The following is a 3,683-nucleotide window of genomic DNA, read 5'->3' on the forward strand; positions in this document are numbered from 1 at the left end:
AAAATTCGATTACTTGATTTTCAGCCATTGTTCGGATTTTTTAATGGCTTGTTTAGTTATGCTTTTTTTATCAATCCTCATTTCTGAAAAAATATTGAATTAACTATTGACTTTTATTAGCTGGTCTCGTAGTTTAACAGCAAACAAAACGACTTCGTTACAACAGTGAACAAATTCACTCAAAATAGATGCTGCCGCCGATGAATTCACGCAAGATTGAATTAAAAGGGACTTTCTCCGTATCCATTGGCGCACAGAAGGATAGAATATTAAGCAGGCGGTCCCGGGTCGGTGCATAGGGGCTGTCATCCGCTATTTTATGAAGGGAGGCGTCGGCAAAAGGCCGCAGTGCATTTAATTCGTAAAGCAGGCTCGAATTAAACATCACGTCCGCTTCCTCCTGGAATTTAAACACGTTTTGATACTCCCCGCGCCGGACATTTTCCCACTGGTCCAGCGTATCCTCGGGATGGGTACCGCGGAATTGGTCGCCTCTGACAATGCGTCTGATCAGCCGCACTTCAGAACTCGGCACTCTGTTTTGCAAATCGAAATTTAATTGAAACAGCGAGCTGAGGTAGACCTTAAACAGCATGTTCCGGTTGATCCCCATAAACAATACCGGATTCAAGGCATGGATCCCTTCGACAACCAGGATTTCATCGGGTCCAACTTGCAGCCGCCTGGTTTGGGCGGAACGAAAGCCGGTTTTAAAATCATAGATCGGCGTTTCAATCGCTTTGCCATCGATCAGCTCGGCCAGCTGCTGCTGCAAATAGGGCAGATCCAACGCTTCCAGGCAGTCGAAATCGGACTTGCCGTCCGCAGTCAGCGGCGTCTCCTGCCGGTTCACAAAGTAATCATCCATCGAAAGCGTCACCGGCTTTAAGCCGTTCACACTCAACTGGGTCGATAACCGTTGCGCAAACGTCGTCTTCCCCGAAGAGGATGGCCCTGAAATCAGCAGTACCCGCAGGGCCCGCTTCTGCTGCAGAATCATCACGGCAATATCGGAGATCTCCTTTTCATGCAGGGCTTCCGCCATCCCCAGCAGCTTCAGGCTGGCGCAGCCGGCAACAAAATCGTTCACATCATGAAGCAACTCGATATTGATATTCTTCAGCCATTGCTGTGTCTTATCATACATGGCCGATAGCTTATCCGGCGGAATCAACGGCGTATTGAGTTCGCGGCCAATGTCGCCAAAGTCGACAATAAAACCGTCGGCATACGGAATCACCCGGAACGGATCGATCTGTTTAACATTTGTTTCGCAGGGATAAATCATTTTAACAACATCGCTATCGACCTGATAATAGTAGTAGCCGCCCTGATGCTTCAAAAAGTCAATCTCCGGATTTCCCGAAATCCATTCGTTTAGTTTCTTTTCAATCTGCGCGACTTCTCTGATTGAAATGGCGGAACCGGCAAACCGGCAAAACACGCCCTCCAATATTGAATAAGCGGTTTTAAGGGATTCTTGCGGGAAAAGCTGCCGAATCACAATGATCAAGCCCAGCTTGCAAGTCTGTCGGCTTTGTTTTAGATGCGTTTCTGGCATCGCTACACCTTCTTTCACTTTAATTTTGATTGCGTATCTTCGTATCAAAGGTTGTTTTTCTTTGTTGGTCTTTAAGGCTCCAAGGAGTCGGTACTGGCGGTTTGCTACACCTTACCAGACTGGATTCCCACCAGCTAAATATCTGACCCCGAACTGGCGCATACCTCATCGCCATGTTATACCGATATCGGAACAATGTCAAGTTTGGTCGGTTAGGATATTCAGCTCTTGTTCCTCTTTTACCTGAGCATCCAGATCATCCATTTGCTTCTAACGGATACCACTAACGAAACTATCTGCGATAAATATCGCAACCCGGGTTAACTCCATAGTCCCTTTAACGTGATCATTTGCTTAATCAGAAAGCAACTCGTTAATTGTTCAGACATGTGATCCATCCCCCATATCTTAAGTTATTGGTACAATCACAACGTCATTAATCATTAATCTCTGTCGCTGTCTCCGTCTTAGCCAATCGATAAAACCTACCTCTGCTTTTTCCGATCCCTTCGATAATCTGTTTTTTCTGCAATGAGACAAACACCCGCCTTATCTGGGCCGGAGATAACCCGGTTAATGAACTTGCCTCTTGATTGACTATTTTTTCATTTTTCATCAAATATTCGACGATTAATTTTTCATTCGGGTTTAATTCGCTCATTATCCGCTCATATCCGCTCATTATCCACTCATATCCGCTCATTATCCACTCATATCCGCTCATCATTAATGATGCGGGGACGTTTCGTTCGACATATCATCCAGTCCGGTTGACCGACTACTCTTCCCCAAACCATTCAATTTCAAACGACTTCTCCAATAGATAATCACCATATCCTCTGCTGATAATGTTCGACTTGCCAAACCCAGCGGCGTAATCCATCATTCTTAAATCTAACAACGACTTTTTAAAAGAGCGCTTCCAGTTTTGCTGGCAATTTGTTATAATAATCAAAATACTAAATTGTGGTGTTCGCACTATACAATTATGTAAAACGAGTCAAAATACCCCTCCTACTGATTTCAGGTGTTCGCACTATTGAATGATTTAGTCAGGGGTATTTTTGTATTTAACCAGATCGTACATTCGAATCAGGCGTTTGAGCAACGAATTATTTTTTAATATATGTTGATCACGTTTCATCAGTTCACATAAGTAAACTTCCGTTTTTGATAGGGGTTTAATCCGCTTATTCTACGATTTACATTGGCATCGTACTTTAATTTCTTATCAAGTCAATTACGTAATTGATCACGTAATTGACTTAATGGATTACCAGATTTACGTGATTCCAGGGATTGATAAATTCGGGATTTTTTAAACCTGACCGTTCACACCATCTTATTGGCGACTAAAAACCGCATTAAGATGCCAAACGAAGCCACGTACCGGCTGGGCTTAACGGCCATTATGGGAAGCAGGTCAAACATGTAATTATCATTATCGATTACGTAATTACTTGATTATTGCGTATTCGTCGGGCTGTTTGCCAGCGGTAGCTGCTCCAAACATATGACATAGAAACGTTTTGTCCGTCATATACTAAATTCTGACAGCGCAAAATGTGACAAGTAGAAACTACTCAGGGACACAAAACCTCCGTCCCCTTGCGCACATAGACAAAGTCATTGCCGGTATTATAGGGCGGATCAATCTTCATACCGATTTTGATACAAATACCACAAGCTATACTCTCTCAAAAAAATCTTTAAATACTTAAAATAACGGCTTTCGTAGTTCACTACAACCTTGAAAGACACTTTTATTGATTCAATTTTAAATTATCGTTTAAGAATGTTTAGAAAATCTGTCTAAAATTGAATACCTTTTAGTTTGACAAATAGAATAATTAAAACATATCGAAAAATTAAAAAGTCTAGTATTGATCTATTTACTTGTACTTAATGGCCCCAAGTCCTCGTATTGATGTCTTGGGTAGAATTTTTACATATATTCGTTCGTGGGAATACGTCAACCCTATTTTTGTACATTTTTGCTGTTAGAATATAAATAGTACAAGTCAAAATGAGAAAGTCCAAAATAGAAAAACATGATAAAATAAATCTATCAGTAAACGGAGGATCTCATTATGGCAAAACACTATGACAAACAGTTTAAGCT

General features: G+C 41.8%; 2 protein-coding genes. Both read right to left on the minus strand.

Annotation, left to right across the window (positions count from 1 at the left end):
* Positions 1-175: 175 nt before the first annotated feature.
* Positions 176-1,561: a uridine kinase family protein gene (locus GH808_RS14805; RefSeq protein WP_186843561.1), complete on the minus strand. Its 1,386-nt coding sequence runs from the start codon at positions 1,559-1,561 to the stop codon at positions 176-178.
* A gap of 436 nt (positions 1,562-1,997) precedes the next feature.
* Positions 1,998-2,222, minus strand: coding sequence for a phenylalanine--tRNA ligase subunit alpha (locus GH808_RS14810; protein WP_186843562.1), 225 nt, complete (start codon positions 2,220-2,222; stop codon positions 1,998-2,000).
* Positions 2,223-3,683: the final 1,461 nt, after the last annotated feature.

Origin of the sequence: Acetobacterium fimetarium (assembly GCF_014284475.1) — a bacterium.
Classification (GTDB): domain Bacteria; phylum Bacillota; class Clostridia; order Eubacteriales; family Eubacteriaceae; genus Acetobacterium; species Acetobacterium fimetarium.

Excerpts from the sequence above, each read along its gene's own strand:
- GH808_RS14805 (WP_186843561.1), bottom strand. The coding sequence starts at position 1,561 with ATGCCAGAAACGCATCTAAAACAAAGCCGACAGACTTGCAAGCTGGGC.
- GH808_RS14810 (WP_186843562.1), bottom strand. The coding sequence starts at position 2,222 with ATGAGCGAATTAAACCCGAATGAAAAATTAATCGTCGAATATTTGATG.